At 71.4% G+C, this 16546-nt stretch carries 18 protein-coding genes and 1 other RNA gene; 5 read left to right on the forward strand and 14 right to left on the reverse strand.

What is annotated here, in order from left to right; all coding sequences use genetic code 11:
• Nucleotides 1-18 precede the first annotated feature (18 nt).
• Complete coding sequence (locus tag GPA04_RS03975; RefSeq protein WP_156222626.1) at nt 19-840, reverse strand: N-acetylmuramoyl-L-alanine amidase family protein; 822 nt, start codon at nt 838-840, stop codon at nt 19-21.
• 1 nt (nt 841) lies between these two features.
• On the reverse strand, nt 842-1054 hold the full coding sequence (locus GPA04_RS03980) for an SPOR domain-containing protein (RefSeq protein ID WP_156222628.1): 213 nt from the start codon (nt 1052-1054) through the stop codon (nt 842-844).
• A gap of 124 nt (nt 1055-1178) precedes the next feature.
• Between GPA04_RS03980 and ppgK the strand changes: the two genes are divergently transcribed.
• On the forward strand, nt 1179-1976 hold the full coding sequence (ppgK, locus tag GPA04_RS03985; RefSeq protein WP_156222630.1) for a polyphosphate--glucose phosphotransferase: 798 nt from the start codon (nt 1179-1181) through the stop codon (nt 1974-1976).
• A 15-nt stretch (nt 1977-1991) separates the two neighbouring features.
• Here the strand turns inward: ppgK and GPA04_RS03990 are convergent, their stop codons facing one another.
• Complete coding sequence (locus tag GPA04_RS03990; RefSeq protein ID WP_156223082.1) at nt 1992-4049, reverse strand: NAD(+) synthase; 2058 nt, start codon at nt 4047-4049, stop codon at nt 1992-1994.
• Between the two features lie 100 nt (nt 4050-4149).
• On the opposite strand from GPA04_RS03990, the gene GPA04_RS03995 reads away from it, so the two are divergent.
• Nucleotides 4150-4482, forward strand: a complete 333-nt coding sequence (locus tag GPA04_RS03995) for an HNH endonuclease (RefSeq protein WP_156222632.1) — start codon at nt 4150-4152, stop codon at nt 4480-4482.
• A gap of 4 nt (nt 4483-4486) precedes the next feature.
• Nucleotides 4487-4636 (forward strand): hypothetical protein, encoded by a 150-nt coding sequence (locus GPA04_RS04000; protein WP_156222634.1) that lies wholly within the window; start codon nt 4487-4489, stop codon nt 4634-4636.
• Here the strand turns inward: GPA04_RS04000 and GPA04_RS04005 are convergent.
• Nucleotides 4629-5093: a hypothetical protein gene (locus GPA04_RS04005; protein ID WP_156222636.1), complete on the reverse strand. Its 465-nt coding sequence runs from the start codon at nt 5091-5093 to the stop codon at nt 4629-4631. The genes GPA04_RS04000 and GPA04_RS04005 overlap by 8 nt on opposite strands.
• Nucleotides 5094-5150: 57 nt before the next feature.
• Here GPA04_RS04005 and GPA04_RS04010 point away from each other — a divergent pair, with 57 nt between their 5' ends.
• Nucleotides 5151-5579 carry a VOC family protein gene (locus GPA04_RS04010; protein WP_156222638.1) on the forward strand — a complete coding sequence of 143 codons (429 nt, stop codon included), beginning with the start codon at nt 5151-5153 and terminating at the stop codon, nt 5577-5579.
• Nucleotides 5580-5592: 13 nt separating this feature from the next.
• On the opposite strand, the gene rnpB is transcribed toward GPA04_RS04010, so the two are convergent.
• From rnpB to GPA04_RS04030, 4 genes are all read right to left on the reverse strand, one after another.
• An RNA gene (gene rnpB, locus GPA04_RS04015) (RNase P RNA component class A) lies at nt 5593-5965 on the reverse strand.
• A gap of 28 nt (nt 5966-5993) precedes the next feature.
• On the reverse strand, nt 5994-6725 hold the full coding sequence (locus GPA04_RS04020; RefSeq protein ID WP_156222640.1) for a zinc ribbon domain-containing protein: 732 nt from the start codon (nt 6723-6725) through the stop codon (nt 5994-5996).
• A 64-nt stretch (nt 6726-6789) separates the two neighbouring features.
• A complete protein-coding gene (locus GPA04_RS04025) occupies nt 6790-7725 on the reverse strand; it encodes an aldo/keto reductase (RefSeq protein WP_206674111.1) in 936 nt (311 codons plus the stop codon).
• A gap of 48 nt (nt 7726-7773) precedes the next feature.
• Nucleotides 7774-9225, reverse strand: a complete 1452-nt coding sequence (locus GPA04_RS04030; protein WP_156222642.1) for a threonine/serine exporter family protein — start codon at nt 9223-9225, stop codon at nt 7774-7776.
• 71 nt (nt 9226-9296) lie between these two features.
• On the opposite strand from GPA04_RS04030, the gene GPA04_RS04035 reads away from it, so the two are divergent.
• Complete coding sequence (locus tag GPA04_RS04035) at nt 9297-10127, forward strand: SDR family NAD(P)-dependent oxidoreductase (protein ID WP_156222644.1); 831 nt, start codon at nt 9297-9299, stop codon at nt 10125-10127.
• A gap of 7 nt (nt 10128-10134) precedes the next feature.
• On the opposite strand, the gene GPA04_RS04040 is transcribed toward GPA04_RS04035, so the two are convergent.
• From GPA04_RS04040 to GPA04_RS04065, 6 genes are read right to left on the reverse strand one after another with little or no spacing between them, the layout of a single operon-like run.
• Entirely contained in the window at nt 10135-10812 is a 678-nt protein-coding gene (locus tag GPA04_RS04040) for an HAD family hydrolase (RefSeq protein ID WP_156222646.1), read from the reverse strand.
• A gap of 24 nt (nt 10813-10836) precedes the next feature.
• A complete protein-coding gene (locus tag GPA04_RS04045; protein WP_156222648.1) occupies nt 10837-12435 on the reverse strand; it encodes an FAD-dependent oxidoreductase in 1599 nt (532 codons plus the stop codon).
• A gap of 31 nt (nt 12436-12466) precedes the next feature.
• Nucleotides 12467-13519 carry a LacI family DNA-binding transcriptional regulator gene (locus tag GPA04_RS04050; RefSeq protein WP_156222650.1) on the reverse strand — a complete coding sequence of 351 codons (1053 nt, stop codon included), beginning with the start codon at nt 13517-13519 and terminating at the stop codon, nt 12467-12469.
• Entirely contained in the window at nt 13516-14574 is a 1059-nt protein-coding gene (locus tag GPA04_RS04055; protein ID WP_156222652.1) for an ABC transporter ATP-binding protein, read from the reverse strand. Before GPA04_RS04055 ends, GPA04_RS04050 begins: the two co-directional genes overlap by 4 nt.
• The gene (locus tag GPA04_RS04060) at nt 14571-15632 is read right to left on the reverse strand and encodes an ABC transporter ATP-binding protein (RefSeq protein ID WP_156222654.1); all 1062 of its coding nucleotides are present in this window, start codon (nt 15630-15632) and stop codon (nt 14571-14573) included. The genes GPA04_RS04055 and GPA04_RS04060 overlap by 4 nt, the downstream gene beginning before the upstream one ends.
• On the reverse strand, nt 15629-16543 hold the full coding sequence (locus GPA04_RS04065; RefSeq protein WP_156222656.1) for an ABC transporter permease: 915 nt from the start codon (nt 16541-16543) through the stop codon (nt 15629-15631). Before GPA04_RS04065 ends, GPA04_RS04060 begins: the two co-directional genes overlap by 4 nt.
• Nucleotides 16544-16546 lie beyond the last annotated feature (3 nt).

Genomic DNA, 16546 nt, shown 5'->3' on the forward strand with positions numbered 1-16546 from the left:
GAGGTGCGGGCCCCGCATCTACTCCTGAGGCTTGCGGTCCTGGGTCCACTCGAGGATGCCGGCCGCGATCGCGTCGGCGTACTCCTGACGGCCCTCGGCGGTCTCCATGACGGCGGCATCGCCCGGGTTGCGCATCTCGCCGAGCTCCAGCAGCACGGCAGGGCGTCGCGCGAAGTTGAGGGTGGCCAGGTCGGACCGCATGGACAGCGCGTCGTCCACGGCGGTCGACGGGGTGAACCCGCCGCCCGCCAGGGCGTCGATCAGGTCCTCTGCCAGCGCCAGGCTCGGGGCGCCCTGCGAGTCGGAGATCGCCGGGTCGGCGACGATGACGAAGAAGCCCTCGGTCGAGGTGTCCACCGAGCCGTTCGCGTGGATCGAGACCATCAGGTCCGCATCGGTGTCCTCGGCGAACCGGCCACGGACGTCGACGCACGGGCCGACGCCGTCATCGTCCTCGCGCGTGGAGACGACCGTCGCGCCGAGCCGCTCCAGCTGCGCGGTGAGCCGCTGGGCGACGTCGAAGTTGAACTCGTGCTCGGCATAGCCGCTCGTGGTCGAGGTCCCGACGGTGTTGCAGGGCTTGAGGTCGCCGCGGCCGTCGGAGACGAGCTGGTTGATCGCGGCGGGGTCGTCGGCGTTGCCGCCGTTGTGACCGGGGTCGAGCGCGATCCGCCAGCCCAGCAGCGGACGGCCGGAGCGGAGGGCGCGCTGCAGCTCCGCGCTTGAGTCGTCGGAGGGGTCCGTGGTCGGTGCCGCAGCAGCCGGGACCGTGAGTCCGAGGCCGAACGCGCCGGCGCACGCGATCGCAACGATGCCCCGCAGGGCCCTTGACGAGCTCATCTCAGTCCTCGTTGTCCTCGTCGTTCCACTCGCGTTCGGCTCTCTCCCACTCCTTGTTCCGCCTCGCGGCGATGGACAGAGCGTTCTCGGCCTCCTCGCGCGTGCGGTAGGGCCCCATGCGGGAGGTCCAGTCGCTCTTGTACCCCTGCTCCACCTGCGAGGTCTCGGTGTTGAAGTAGTACGCGGTCTGCGGGTCGAGCGGCTCGGTTGACATCGTTTCAACACCTCCAGTCCCTAGATTCCCACACCGACGGCCCATTCGACCAGCCGTCGGTCCTGCTCTGGACGGGATCGGCGCGCGTGCGTGCACCCGGGCGACGGCGGATACGCTCGGCGGCATGACAACGGTCACCTATGAAGCCGGTGCTGTGGGCTTCGGCATCGACATCGGCGGCTCGGGTATCAAGGGCGCCCCGGCCGACCTCCGCGCGGGTGCTCTGGCCGCGAAGCGGTTCCGCGTCCCCACGCCGGAGAAGTCGACGCCGGAGGCGGTCGCGGCGTGCCTCGCCGAGGTGCTGCTGCACTTCGAGGTGCCCACGGCGACGCCGGTCGGCATCACGTTCCCGGGGATCATCCAGCACGGGGTGGTGCTCAGCTCGGCGAACCTCCACAAGTCGTGGATCGGCACCGACCTGGCCGAGCTCGTGCGGCTGACCACGGGTCACCGCGTCACCGTGGTCAACGACGCCGACGCCGCGGGGTACGCCGAGGTTCGTCACGGCGCCGCGCTGGGCCAGGACGGTGTCGTGCTGGTGCTGACGCTGGGCACCGGGATCGGGTCCGCCCTGATCAACGACGGCAGGCTCGTGCCGAACACCGAGCTCGGGCACCTGGAGATCGACGGCTACGACGCGGAGACCCGCGCGTCCTCGGCCGTCAAGGACCGTGAGGGCCTCAGCTACAAGGTGTGGGCCAAGGAGCGGCTGCAGCGGTACTTCGAGGTCGTCGAGTTCCTGTTCTCGCCGGACCTGTTCGTGGTCGGCGGTGGTGTGAGCAAGGACCACGAGAAGTTCGTGCCGCTGATCACCACCCGGGCACCGATCGTCCCCGCAGCGCTGCGCAACCAGGCAGGCATCATCGGTGCAGCTGCCCTGGCCGACCGCGCCGCCCGCGAGCTTCCCACCCCGACTCCGTAGTCCTGTCCGGGAGCCTCAGTCGCCGGGGATCTGCTCCAGCTCGGTCAGCCAGGCGGTGGCCAGCGCGTCGGAGGGCATGCGCCAGTCCCCCCGCGGCGAGAGCGAGCCACCGGAGGAGACCTTCGGCCCGTTCGGCAGCGCGGAGCGCTTGAACTGGTGGGCGAAGAAGCGCTGGTAGAACACCGCCATCCACCGCTTGATCGTGCCCAGGTCATAGGTGACCCGGTCGGCGTCGGGGTACCCACCCGGCCACGCGCCGTCGTCGGCGTCGCGCCAGGTGGCCTCGGCGAGGAACGCGATCTTCGCCGGGCGAGCACCTCGACGCAGCACGTGGAACAACGTGAAGTCCTGCAGCGCGTAGGGGCCGATGATCGCCTGGGTCGACTGCGGCCCCTCCCCCGCCTTGGCGGGCACCAGCTCGGGTGAGATCTCGGTGTCGAGGATCGAGAGCAGGATCTCATCGACCGACTGCTCGAACTGGTGGGTGGAGACCACCCAGCGGATCAGGTGCTGCATGAGCGTCTTGGGGACGCCGGCGTTGACGCCGTAGTGCGACATCTGGTCGCCGACGCCGTAGGTGCACCACCCCAGCGCCAGCTCGCTCAGGTCACCGGTCCCGACGACGATGCCGCCGCGCTGGTTGGCGATGCGGAACAGCACGTCGGTGCGCAGGCCCGCCTGCACGTTCTCGAACGTGACGTCGTAGACCTCCTCGCCGCGGCCGAACGGATGCCCGAGGTCGGCGAGCATCTGGGTGGCCATCGGCCGGATGTCGATCTCCTCGAACGTCACACCGAGCGCGTTCGAGAGCGCGATCGCGTTCTGCTTGGTGTGGTCGCTGGTCGCGAAGCCCGGCATGGTGAACGCCAGGATGTCCGAGCGCGGCCGCCCCAGCCGGTCCATCGCTTTCGCGGCCACGATCAGCGCATGGGTGGAGTCCAGCCCACCGCTGACGCCGATGACCAGGTTCGGCGAACCGATCGAACGCATCCGCTGCTCCAGGCCCGAGACCTGGATGTTGTACGCCTCGTAGCAGTCGAGCGCGAGCCGGGTCTCGTCGTCGGGCACGAACGGGAACCGGTCGAGCGAGCGGCGCACGCCGTGGTCCCCGGCCGGGGGTGCGAGCGTGACGTCGATGGTGCGGTAACCCCTGACACCCAGCGCAGCGGCGTTGTCGTCGAAGCTTCCTTGGCGGAGTCGCTCCTGGCGGAGACGATCGATGTCGACGTCGACGACGGTCACCTGGGCGCTCTCGGGGAACCGGTCGGTCTGGCCGAGCAGGTCCCCCGCCTCGTAGACCATGGTCATGCCGTCCCAGGACAGGTCGGTGCTCGACTCCCCCGCCATCGCGGCGGCGTAGGCGTAGGCGGCGTTGCAACGGGCCGAGGCCGAGCGGGCCATCAGGTGCCGGTCCTCGGCGCGGGCCACCGTGATCGGCGATGCGGAGAGGTTGAGCAGCAGGGTCGCCCCTGCCAGCGCGGCGAGGTGGCTGGGCGGCACCGCCACCCACACGTCCTCGCAGACCTCGACGTGGATGGTCAGACCGGGCACGTCGGTGACACGGACGAGCAGGTCAGCACCGAACGGCACGTCACCGTGCTCGTCGGCACCAGGCCAGCCCGGAACCCTCAGGGTCGTGGCGGTGGCGTCGGACCCGGCCGCGAACCACCGCTTCTCGTAGAACTCGCGGTAGTTCGGCAGGTAGGACTTCGGCGCCACACCGAGGACCCGGCCGCGGTGGATGATCACCGCGCAGTTGTAGAGCCGGTTGCCGTTGCGCAGCGGCGCCCCGACCACGACCACGGGCATCAGGTCGGCTGTCTGCTCGGCGATGGCGACGATCGCGGTGTCGACGGCGTCGAGCAGCGGGTCCTGCAGGAACAGGTCGTCGAGCGCGTACCCGGACACGCTCAGCTCCGGGAACAGCGCCACCGCCACGGCCTGCTCGTGCAGGACGCGCACCTGCTCGACGATCCGTTGCGCGTTGCCGGCGGGGTCTGCCAGTGCGACCGGCACGGTGCAGGCTGCGACGCGCGCGAACCCGTGGCTGTAGATGTTGCGGAAGTCCGTCATAGGCACAGGGCGAGTGTGGCAGCCCTTCGGCGTCGACACGGTGCAGGCCGGCGGGCGCCGCGTCCCCGCGCCGAGCGCACCGCACTCCTACGCTGCTGTCATGCCCTCGACGAGTCGCCGCACACGGGCCGCCAACCGGCGTCGACGTCGGCTGCGACGGGTCGAGAACGACCTCACGGACCAGGAGTGGGCCGCCCTGCTCAGCGCGTGGGGCGGCTGCGCCTACTGCGGTGCGGCGGACCGCCCGCTGCAGCGCGACTGCGTGCTGGCGATCTCCCGCGGAGGCCGGTACACCGTCGACAACGTGGTGCCCGCGTGCGGACCGTGCAACGCCAGCAAGTGCAACGGTGAGGTGACCTCCTGGCTGCGCCGCAAGGGCCTGGGCGAGCGGGAGTTCCTGCTCCGGCACGCCGAGGTGCGATCGAGGGCATGATCCGATGAGCCTGCAGGTGTGGCACGTGGTCGCGCTCGTCGTGTTCCTGGCGGTCGTCGCGGCGGTCTGCGTGCTGATCCGCGCGATGGTCCGTGGCTACCGCCAGGGCCGTGCGGAGGCTGCGGCAGAGCACGACCGGGATGCGCTCAGCTGAAGAGGCGCCCGAAGAACCCCTTCTTCTCCTGCCAGCCGTGCTGCTCGAGGAACCCGAACAGCGGCTTCTTGATCTGGTCGGTGTCGAACGACCAGCTCGCGGCGCTGGTGGCTTGGCCGTGACTGGTGCCGGCCACGCCGGCCTGGAACCCGAACGACTTCTGCGTCGACTTGCCCTTGAACGTCGACTTCTGGAACGAACCACCGCTCGCGCCGATCGATCCCGAGGACTCGTTGCCGACCTCCACGGACTCGATCTCGCCGTCTGCGGTGGGCCGGACGTCGATCCGGTAGTCCTTCGAGAAGGTGCTGGCGCCGCCGAGTCCGAGCATCTGGATCTTCGCGACATCCCAGTACCCCACGATCCCGCCCTCCGGCGTGACGCCGTAGCTGAACGGCGCCTGCGGGTTGTTGAGGTTCGGGACCTGCTGGAGCACCTGCTCCCACGGGGTAGCCATGGGCCCACCGTACGACAGCACGATCAGCCACGCGCGGCGATGTGATATCGAGGTGCCATGGACGAGCCGCTGCTCAGGATGGTCGACGCGGTCACGCTCGCGGTGCCGACCCTCGAGGCGGGGCTCGCCTTCTATGTCGAGCACCTCGGGCACGAGCTCGCGTGGCGCGACGACGAGCTCGGCCAGGCGGGGCTGCGGTGCCCCGACACCGACACCGAGATCGTGCTGACCACGTCGATGGGCGCCGAGCCGAACTGGCTCGTGCGGTCGGCGGACCAGGCCGCCGCCACCATCGCCGCCGCAGGCGGCAGCGTGGTCGCCGCCCCGAGAGACATCCCGGTGGGGCGGGTCGCCGTCGTCGAGGACCCGTTCGGCAACCGCCTGGTGCTCGTCGACCTCAGCAAGGGGCGGTATCGGACCGGTGCGGACGGCTCCGTCGTCGGCGTCGACCCCTCGGGCCCAGACCCCGAAGGCACCACGCCCTGACGACGGCGGTGAGTGGATGAGCCGGCCGATACGCCGGGTTCTGTCCCGCGGATCTTTCGATCTGCGGTGGCGGCCATCCATCTAGGGCGGCTGTTGCCAGCCGTCTCGTGCGGCCTACCCGGAAGCTCGGGCGAGCAGCCCTCGAACGCTTCCTGTCTGACCTTGCTCCGGGCGGGGTTTACCTAGCCACACCGGTCACCCGGTGTGCTGGTGGTCTCTTACACCACCGTTTCACCCTTACCGCGCTCGCGCGCGGCGGTCTGTTCTCTGTGGCACTGTCCCGCGGGTCGCCCCGGGTGGGTGTTACCCACCGCCCTGCTCTGCGGAGCCCGGACGTTCCTCGGCACCTCCCCGGAGGGTGGTGACGCGGCCGCCTGGCCGGCTCATCCGCTGCTCAGTCTAGGGGCCGCACCCTCAGTCGGTGACGCGGACGATGATGTAGCCATCCTCGGAACGCACGATCTCGTCGGCCGGAGCCGCCTCGATGGCGGCCAGCTCGGTGAGGCTGAGCGAGATCTGCAACGGATCGGTGGTCGAGCCTCGGAGCCGCAACACGCCGAGGCCGCCGGACCGCTCCCGCACCCGCTCGTACAGGGTGACCAGACCGGGGTCGAGAGGCTCGACGGCGGAGGCTCGCTGAGTCTCGACGGTCGCCTTCTCGGCGTCGATCTCGGCGAACGCGGCGTCGCGCTCGGCCTCGAGCTGGGCGATCTGCTCACCGAGGGCGGCGCGCTGCGCCGTGATGGCGTCGAGAGCGCTCTGCGCGGTCTCGAGGACCTCCATCGCCTCGAGCTCGACCTCCTCGAGGACGCCCTGCCGCTTGGCGAGCGACTCGAGCTCGTGGCCGAGCGCCTGCAGGTCCTTCGGCGAGCCGGTGCCGCTCTCGAGCCGCTGCCGGTCGCGCGCGGCGCGGTTCGTCACCTGCTCGACGTCGGCCTCGGCCTTGGCCACGGCACGTCGCGCATCACGCACGGCGGTCTCGGCGTCGACGCGGGCGCGATCGAGATCCTCAGCACGCCCGGTGACCTCCTGCAGGGCCGCCAGGCTCGGGTGGCTGCGGCGCTGGTGCGCCAGCTTTGCGAGCCGGGTGTCGAGTGCCTGCACGTCGAGCAGCCTGAGCTGGTCGGCCACGGGGGCTGAAGCCATACGTGTTCTCCGGTCGTCGAGTTGGTCCTGTGACCCTATCCGTCGTGCTCGGCGCTCAGCGTCGTCAGGGGACGGTGTGGCCGGCGGCGCGGGCGAGGCCGTACCACTCGGCGCGGCTGAGCACGACGTCGGAACCCGCCGCCGCTTCCACCACACGGCTCGGCGTCGTGGTCCCCAGGACCACCTGCATCTGCGCCGGGTGCCGGGTGATCCACGCGGTCGAGATCCCGTTCGGGGTGACCCCGTGCCGCTCTGCAATCTCCTCGAGCAGGTCGTTCAGCTCGGGGAAGTTCTCGCGGTCGCCGACGAACGGCCCGGTGAAGAAGCCGCTCTGCGCCGGCGACCAGGCCTGCACGGTGATGCCGTTGAGGCGGCAGTAGTCGAGCAGTCCGACGTCGCGGCTGATCGACTGGTCCAGCGCAGCCATGTTCGCCGCGAGACCCTGCGTCACGAGCGCCGCGTGCGGGATGCTCAGCTGCAGCTGGTTGGCCACGAGCGGCCGGGTGAGCGCGGTCTTGAGCAGCTCGATCTGCCCGGGCGTGTGGTTCGAGACGCCGAAGTGGCGCACCTTGCCGGCGGCGTGCAGCTCGTCGAAGGCGCGGGCGACCTCCTCGGGCTCGACCAGGGCGTCGGGCCGGTGCAGCAGCAGGATGTCGATGTAGTCGGTGCCGAGCGCCTCGAGCGAGCCGTTGACGCTCTCGATCAGGTGCTCGTAGGAGAAGTCGAAGTACGGGCCGTCCTTGACGATGCCGGCCTTCGTCTGGATCGTCAGCTCGGCACGCTCCGACGGCGTCAGCTTCATCGCCTCGGCGAACCGGCGCTCGCACGCGTGCATCTCGGGCCCGTAGACGTCCGCGTGGTCGTGGAAGTCGATGCCGTGGTCGCGGGCGGTGCGGACCAGCTCCTTGACCTCGTCGTCGGTCTTCTCGGCGATGCGCATCAGCCCGAGGACGAGCGCGGGGGCGGTGATGCCTGCGTGGGGGATCTCGATCGTCTTCACAGTTCCATCATCGCGCCTCTCGGGCGTTCGTGTGCCCGCGGCGCGACGTCAGATCCTGGTTCCGCGGGCGCGTCGGTGCAGAGCGGTCTGCCAGCGGTCGGCCTGCGCCCGGGTGGTGCGGGCCACGAAGTCACCCAGGCTCACGCCCGCGGCGAGGGCGATGCCGACGGCCACGGCCTGCAAGGTCAAGGTGGCACCCGAGAGCGTGCTGCCGCTCTCGACGATCGCGTACATCGCGCCGTAGATCGCCAGTCCCGGCAGCATGGGGGTGATCCCACAGACCGTCAGCACCATCGCCGGCGCGGTGCGGCGGCGCGCCAGCACGCCGGCGAGGACGCCGACCACGAGCGCGGCGGCGAAGGCGCGCGCGGCGGGGCCGACACCCACCGCCGCGAGCGTGCCGTTGACGGCGGTGCCGACGCCGCCGATGAGAGCGACCAGCGGGACCGTGCGCATCCGCGTGTAGGAGGCGACCGCGAAGCTGCCGGACACGACAGCTGCGCCGGCGATCTGCACCGCCAGCGGCGGTGCGAAGGCGTCGAGGTCGGAGATGCTCAGCGGCACACCCATCCGGGCGCCGACGTCGAGCACCACCCCGACGCCGATGACGATGCCGAGCGTGAGCAGCGCGACCTCGAACGAGCGTCCGGCGGCTGTCAGCGGAAATCCTGAGATCGCATCCTGCGCCGCGCCGACCAGCGAGAGCCCGGCCAGCAGCACCACGATGCCCGAGGCCACCACCAGCGACGGCGGGAGCACCGCGATGTCCCAGCCCATCCGACCCACGCCCCACAGCAGCACCACCGCGACCGCCGTCGCGATCGCCGAGCCGACCGCCTGCTGGAACAGGTAGGGCAGCCCCCGGTGCCGCAAGAATCGCAGTGCGCGGTCGATGACCCCGGTGGTGAGCGCGGCGAGCCCGGCGACCTGCCAGCCACCGCCCAGGAGCACGGCGACCCCCGCCGCCATCAGGCCGAGCGCGGCCGTGACGACCCAGCGACGGTACGGGTGCGGTGCCGCGACGATCGCGTCGAGCCGCGCGATCGCGTCGGTGAGGGCGACGTGCCCGGCAGCGACGTCGTCGACCAGCTCCAGCACCTCGGCCAGGCGGCTGTAGTCCGAGGTACGGACCTCGAGCACCCGCACGCGGGTGAGGGCGCCGTCCTCGCGGTCGAGGGAGATCGTGATCGAGTTGAAGGTGATGTCGATCTGGCAGCCGCTCATGCCCAGCCCGGCAGCCATGCGCTGCATCGCCACGGTCACGTCGGCGACGCCGGCCCCGGTGCCGAGCAGCGCCTCCCCGGTCCGGAGGACGACGTCGAGCACGTCACGCTCGGCCTGGACCGACATCCCCGAGCCACGACGGCGGGCGCCGAAGGCGTGCGTGGGCGGTCCCGACGCGCTGACGGCGCGGCGCGCGCGAGACCGGAACCCGGCCGCGGCGATCCGGGCGGGCGGTGCGGAGCGCGCGGCTCGCTCTCCCCCGGTCTCGTCAGCCACGGTGACGACGCTACGCCAGCGGGAACCGGTCAGTACAACTCGTCGTGCGCGCCAGCGCTTATCGTCGGTGGGTGCCAACGCGACCGACGATCGTCATCACCGGGGCCTCGGACGGGATCGGGGCGGAGGCCGCCCTCGCGCTCGCCGCGCAGGGGCAGCGGGTGATCGTCGTCGGCCGCTCGCCGGAGAAGACGGCGCGGGTGGCCGAGCGCGCCGGCGCCGAGCACCTGGTCGCGGACTTCGCGCGCCTCGACGACGTCCGCCGGCTGGCTGCCGAGATCCGCGAGCGCGTGGAGGCGATCGACGTGCTCGCCAACAACGCGGGCGGCGTCGCCGGCCCGCGCCGGGTCACCGCCGACGGGTTCGAGGCCACCTTCCAGATCAACCACCTGGCCCCGTTCCTGCTGACCCACCTGCTGATGGAACCCCTGCTCACCGGTGGCGGAGCGGTCGTCAACACCGCCAGCGCCGCGCACCGCACCGGCCGGCTGGACCTCGCGGATCTCGGCAACGAGCGCCGCTACAGCCCTGGCCGGGCGTACGCCGCCTCCAAGCTGGCGAACGTCCTGCACGCCCGCGGTCTGCACGCGCGCTTCCACGAGCAGGGACTGTCGGCCGTCGCGTTCCACCCCGGGGTGGTGGCCACGAGCTTCGCTTCGTCGTCGAACGGGTTCTTCCGGTTCCTCTACTCGTTCCCGCTGACGCGGCGGTTGATGGTCCCGGCCGCGGAGGGCGGAGCCGACCTCGCCTGGTTCCTGGCCGGCGAGCCCGGCAGGACCTGGGCCTCCGGGGCGTACTACGACAAGCGCGTGCTCGCCCGACCGGCGCCCGCAGCCCTCGACGACGAGCTGGCGGACGGGCTCTGGCAGCGCAGCACCGACCTGCTGGGGCTCGCCCACTGAGGAAGCCTCAGCGGGTGCGGACCTCGGGTCCGGTCGACGCGAGCACGATCTGCACCGCTTCCGCAAAGCTGTCCGCGATCGCCGTCGGTGCCGGCTCGGTCGCCGGATAGGAGCGCCCGCGGCGGAGCCACACCTGAGGGATGCCGGCGTTCGCACCACCACGGACGTCGGCCTCGGCCGAGTCCCCGATCATCCACGCACCCTCCAGGCTGTCCCCACCCGCCTCGGCGGCGAGGTGGAAGATCGCTGCGTCGGGCTTGCGGACACCGACCCCCTCGCTGACCACCATGCCGGCGACATGGCCCTCGAGCCCCATCAGGCGGACCTTGCTCTCCTGCTGGGCCACGTTCCCGTTGGTCACGACCAACGGGACATAACCCGCGCTGCGGGCAGCCTCGAGCGCGGGCACCACCGCGGGGTCCGGGCGCAGGTGCTCCAGCACACCGGCCCGCAGCACCGCGATCACCTCGGACTCCTCCTGGGGCGTGAGCCCCAGCAGCGCGGTCAGGTCAGCCGCGACGGCGGGCTTGGGACGCAGGCCGTCACCGTCGAGCCTGATCAGCTCGGCGACCAGCGCCGGGTCCGCCTCACCGTTCCGCTCGGTCAGGTAGGCCTCCGCCCAGCGCGCCAGCGAGGCCGCCCGGTCGATCAGGGTGTTGTCGAGATCGACGAGCAGCAACGGCATGGCTGGCAGGCTAGCGCCCTCGGGTCAGTAGGCCGGCCGGGTCTTGCGGATGTCGTCCGGCCACTGCAGGGTCACGCCCAGCGTCTGCGTGAGGAGCTGGTGGTAGGCCGCGAGCTCGGCCGCGTCCGCGCGCACCTTCCGCGGCGCGATGCCCCGCCCGAGGCTGTAGGCGACCAGTGCACCGACCGCCTCCCCGATCGACCACTCCACCGGGTGCAACCGGTAGGCGCCGTTGGTGATGTGGGTGGTGCCGATGTTCTTGCACGCGGGCAGCAGGTTCTCCACGCGCACCGGCAGCAGCGAACCGAGCGGGATCTGGAACGGGAAGCTCGCGACGTCCACGTAGGTACGGCTGGACGAGGGGTGCAGGTCGATGCGGTAGTGCCCGATCCCGACGGCGTCCTCAAAGACCTCCGAACCGGCGTCGAGGCCGCGTGCCTCGGTGCCGACGTGCTGCTCGAGCACGGTGAACTCCGCCCGGATCCGCCGCGACTCACGGATGTAGGCGGCCTTCGCCAACCCGTCCGCGGTGCCGGCGACGTCGGGGCGCAGCCGCAGCCCCGGGTATCCGGTCCCGCCGTCCTCGCGGGGTGCGTCCGTCTGCATCCAGTGCAGGAACGACAACGACAGCTCGCGGCTGGCGGCGAGCGCGGCGTCGCGAGCGGCGCGGTCGACCCCGAGCAGCGGGTTCTCCCAGTAGTCGATCTGCGGCCAGTTCACCGCGGACACGTCACGGATCCCGGAGTCCGGCCGGAAGACGTCGGCGGACAGGATCCGGCGGTAGGTCCACAGGTCGAACGGCACGCCGGGCGTCGGCGCCGACATGAAGATCGGGCGGTCCCGAAGCCCCAGCTTCACCGGCTCCACGTCGATCCACGACAGCTGTGGCCCGGGCCAGAACGGGGCGGTGTGCGTCGCCCAGTGCTCGTAGGAGGCCGGGCGGTCGATCGTGTGGTCCTCGCCCGGGCGGTGCTCGAGCGCGAAGCACCAGGAGACCGCTTGCTGGTCCAGCGGATCGGCCACGTCCAGGGCGTGCAGCTCACCTGTCTCCTGCGCGGACTCCGCGCCGATGACGTGCTCCACGTCGCCGAGGTCGAGCAGGTCACCGAGCTCGGTGGCGTCGACGACGTAGGGCGCCGTGACCAGCACCTCCTGACCGGAGCGGCAGTCGCGCAGCGTGACCGCCTCCACGACGTCACCGTCGGTGTGGACCGCTGTCGGCACATGCTCGAGCAGCACCTCGATCGCGCCGGACGCGCGCCAGGGTGCCAGCATCGCCTCCAGCACGGCGACGGCGACCCGGGGCTCGTGACACAGCCGCGAGACCACGCCGCGACCCGGGTTGAGCACGGGGTCGGCAGCCGCCTCCGGCGTCAGCGGGTAGTGGCGGCGGTAGTAGTCGCGGATCCCCGCACGGAGCGCGGCGTAGCTGGGTGAGACCACGTCGGTCTCCACCCAGGCGTGCTCGTCGGGAGGGACCAGCTGCGAGGTGAGCTGGCCGCCCAGCCAGTCGGTCTCCTCGGTGAGGACGACGCGCCGCCCGAGCCGTGCGGCCGTCAGGGCAGCCGCCACGCCGCCCAGCCCCCCGCCGACGACCAGGACCTCGGTGCTGCGTTCGATCACGATCTCTCCTTGTTTGATGCCGTTGTCGTTGTCATCGCTGTGGCCCTGTCGGCCCCGGCGGCGCCGCTGCGATGGTCTGTCCCGGCGCCATCGAGCAGGGCACCCAGGTGGTCAACGGCTCCGTCCCCGGCTCGTCGATGAGCTCGATGAGGCGGTCCACGGCGACGCGCCCGACCTCGGTGCGCGGGATCACGAGGCAGTCCCAGGCGATCGGGGAGTCCGAGGCACGCGTCTCGAGCACCGCCACCGACACGTCCAGCGGCACCTGCCGTCCGCGTGCTGCCAGACCCGCGACGAGCCGGTCGGCCAGCCACACGCTCTCGGCGACCACCGCCGTCGTCCCGTTCGCGACCATCTCGTCGATCCACTCCTCCACCAGCCCTGCCCGGCCCAGGGCTCCCGGGGAGGTGTCCCACAGACCGTGCGAGGCCATCGCGGCCGCATACCCGGACCGCCGGTCCTCGTACGGGGGAAGCCCGTGGTGGTCACGGAGGTAGGCGAAGCGCCGGTGCCCGAGGTTGACCAGGTGGGCGACCACCTCAGCGGCCGCGGTCTTGTAGTCGGGCGCGATGCACGAGATCTCCGCCCCGGGGACGTCTCGGCGACCGATGTGGACGAAGGGGTAGCCCTCGCCCGCCAGCCGCGCGAGCTCCATGACGTCGGTCGCGACGCCCAGCAGGATGCTGCCGTCGGCCATGCCGAGCCGGTTCACGCCGGAGCGGTAGACCGAACGTGACCCCTCGCCGCCGGCGGCCGAGGTGAACAGCACGAGGTCGTTGCCGGTCTCCTCGGCGCGGGCCTCGATGCCGAGCAGGAAGTCGACGTAGAAGCCGTCCCGGGCACGGGAGAACACCGGCTCGAACGTGTGCACCCCGAGCAGGGAGTTGCGTCGGCCCCGCAGGCTGCGAGCCGCGGGGTTCGGCACGTAGCCGAGCTCGCGCACAGCCGCCCGGATCCGTTCCTGTGTGGCGATCGGGATCCGCGCCAGGTCGCCGCTGACCACCCGCGACACCGCGGACTGGGACACGCCGGCGAGGCGCGCGACATCGGCCTGGCGGGGTGCCCGCTCTCGCTTCCCGGTCATGCGCGGACCTGCTCGTCACGGCGCGTCAGGGCGGCGGCGAACGTCGACTCACCGATCTCGTGAGCCCTGCCCTCCTGGTGCAGCCAGCAGCGCGCCCAGTGACCGCCACCGACATCAGTCCGCGGCGGCGCCTCGGACCGGCACCGCTCCATCGCGAACGGGCAGCGCGGGTGGAATCGGCACCCCTCCGGTGGTTCGATCAGGCTCGGCGGCTCGCCGAGCGCCTCGGCGTCGTCGAAGAGCTCGTCGCGCGAGACCGTCCCCACCCGGTCGGGGTCCGGTGAGGACTCGACGAGCAGCTTGGTGTACGGGTGCGCGGGTCGGGCGATCACCTCGTCCTTGGGACCGCCCTCGACCATCTCGCCCGCGTACATCACGATGACGTCGTCGCACACGTACCGCGCGCTCGCGATGTCGTGGGTGATGTAGAGCAGGGCGAGCCCGTCCTCGCGCCGGAGCCGATCGAGCAGGTTCAGCATCTCGAGCCGGATCGAGACGTCGAGCATCGAGATCGGCTCGTCACCGAGCAGCACCTTCGGCCCGACGGCCAGCGCTCGTGCGATGACGACGCGCTGCCGCTGCCCGCCCGAGAGCTCGTGCGGGAACTTGTCGAGGAAGTCCTCGCCCGGGGTGAGACTGACCCGCTCGAGGAGCTCGACGGCGCGCCGGCGGCGCTCGGCCGCAGACATCCGCCGGTCGTGGATCCGCAGCGCCCGGTCGAGGTTGTGGCGCACGCGGTGGACCGGGTTCAGCGAGCCGAACGGGTCCTGGAAGATCAGCTGGACGTCCTGGTGGTACGCACGGGTCGGGCGCCCGCTGACCGAGACGCCGTCGAGGCGGATCTCGCCCGCGGTCGGGTCGTAGAACCGCGCCAGCATCCGCGCCAGGGTGGTCTTGCCGCTGCCGCTCTCCCCCACGACCGCCACGATGCGTCCGGCGTGCAGGTCCACCGAGGCGTTCTCGACGGCGCGCACCACGGCGGAGTCCCCCACAGCGCCGCGCACCACGAAGTGCTTGGTGACATCCACGGCGGACAGCACGGGTGCGGTGCTCATGAGGCCTCCTCGTTCGTCAGCAGCAGACACTCGGCGGCCTGCTCGGGCAGGCTCACCAGCGGTGGCGGCGTGGTCGAGCAGGCGTCCACCGCCACCGGGCACCGCGGGTGGAACGGACAGCCGCTCGGCAGCCGCCGCAGGTCCGGAGGCGTGCCCGGGATGCCGTGCAGCGTGGTCAGCGGGGCGTGCAACGGCGGGAAGGAGTCACGCAGCCCCCGCGTGTACGGGTGGGCGGGCGATCGGTACAGGGCGCGCGCCGAGCCGATCTCCACGATCCGCCCCGCGTACATGATCGCGATCCGGTCGGCCACCTCGAGCAGCAGCGACAGGTCGTGCGTGACGATGATGACGGCGAAGCCCAGCTCGCGCCGCAGTCGCAGCACCTGAGCCAGGATCTGGCGTTGCATGACCACGTCGACGGCGGTCGTCGGCTCGTCCATCACCACGAGCTGGGGCGAGCAGGCGAGCGCGAGCGCGATCGTGGCGCGCTGCCGCATGCCGCCGGACATCTCGTGCGGGAAGCTCCGCGCGCGGTCCGCGGAGATCCCGACCATGCCGAGCAGCTCGGTGGTCCTGGTCCTGGCCGCAGCGCGGTCCATGCCGCGGTTGTGCGTGCGCAGCACGTCGGCGAACTGGTCGCCCAGCCGCATCACCGGGTTCAGTGCGTCCATCGCGCTCTGCAGCACGATGGACATCGACGTCCAGCGCAGCTTGCGGAGCGCTCGCGCACCGAGCGGCACCAGATCGATACCGGGGCGGCCGGCGGGGTGGAAGACGATGCTGCCCGCGGTCGTGGTGGCGGGTGGACGTTGCAGCCGGGTGAGCGCCGTGATCAGGGTCGACTTGCCCGAGCCGGACTCCCCCGCGATCCCGAGGACCTCGCCGCGCCCGAGCTGGAACGAGACGTCACGGCACGCGACGGTGCCGCCGTCGGGTCCGATGTAGGAGACGGTCAGATCCCGTACGTCCAGGACGGGGTCAGCCTGCGCCTGCTCGTCCTGGCCGGCTCGTGCGGCAGCCACCAGCCGGTCGGCATCGGCTCTGGTGTCGGCGGTCATGCGGCTCCTCCTTCAGCGGCGGCGACGGCGCGCTCCACGCGACGGGTACGTCGCACGACACGGCGGGTACCGGCCCGGAGCTTGGGGTTGGCCAGCTCGTCGACCCCGAAGTTGATCATGGCGGCAGCGGTCCCGATCAGCGCGATGCACAGGCCGGGTGGCACGAACCACCACCACAGGCCCCGCAGCACGGCGCTCTGGCTCTGGGCCGCCTGGATCATGGAGCCCCAGCTGATCGCACCTGAGTCCGAGATCCCGAGGAAGGCGAGCCCCGCCTCCGCGAGGATCCCGCCGATCAGGGCGCCCAGGAACATCGAGGCGATCCACCCGACCAGGTGCGGCAGCACCTCGACGGCGATGAGCCGCGGGTGCGACTCCCCCAGCATCCGCATGCCGAGCACGAAGTCCCGGTTCCTCACGCTCAGGGTCTGGGCCCGCAGCGTGCGGGCGCCACCGGCCCACCCGAAGACCCCGATGATCACGGCGATCATCCACAGCCCGGTGCCGCGGAGGTAACCCGACACGATGAAGATCAACGGCAGCACCGGCATCACCATGAACAGGTTCGTGACGAAGTTGAGGACGTTGTCGACCGTTCCGCCGAAGTACCCGGCGGTCACGCCGAAGACGATGGCGAGCGCGGTCCCGATCAGCGCCGCGAGCACGCCGACGAACATCGAACCCCTCGCTCCGGCGACCAGCTGCGCGAGCACGTCCTGCCCGAACTGGGTGGTGCCGAGCCAGTGCTCGGCGCTCGGCGGTGAGGCGATGGCGGAGATGTCGTTGGCGCGTGGGTCCAGGCCGAGCACCGAGGCCGTCAGCCAGGGCCCGAGCACCGCGAGGAGGGTGAAGAAGGCCACGACCACGAGCCCGAACCGCACCTTGGGGTTGGACCACAGCGAGGAGGGCATGAG

Origin of the sequence: Pseudactinotalea suaedae, assembly GCF_009733815.1 — a bacterium.
GTDB lineage: Bacteria > Actinomycetota > Actinomycetes > Actinomycetales > Beutenbergiaceae > Pseudactinotalea > Pseudactinotalea suaedae.